The 331-nt window shown below is 64.0% G+C and carries 1 protein-coding gene; it reads right to left on the bottom strand.

All coding sequences use genetic code 11. From position 1 onward, the window contains the following. Nucleotides 1-331: transposase (locus AC5Y39_RS21235; RefSeq protein WP_500021716.1), on the bottom strand; the 331-nt coding region annotated here is incomplete at both ends.

The following is a 331-nucleotide window of genomic DNA, read 5'->3' as shown; positions in this document are numbered from 1 at the left end:
GGGGCTTCGAGTCAGTGTGCAGAACGCCCACTGGTCGAGTGCGTCGTAAAGGCGTTTGTTGCGGACGTGTCGGGCCAGTACGGCACGCTTTCGGCCCGACGCGATGGTCAACGGTGATGTTCCCGCGTAGTTCTTGCGACACTTGGCCGTGGTGAACCGGTTCGGGTCGTCCCCGAACTCACCGAGCACCCGGGCGCCGAGCACAACACCAAGTCCTGGCAGGGAGCGGTAGATGTCGGCGTCCGGGTGCGCCTCAAAATGGTCGGCCAGCGCGGACTCGAGTTCGGCGATCTGATTGTTCAACGTCGCGATGACGTGCACCGCTGCGGTG

The organism is Mycobacterium sp. NGS39, assembly GCF_059812765.1.
Note: the sequence above shows the minus strand (reverse complement) of the source record. Positions and strands in the feature narration are given on the sequence as shown.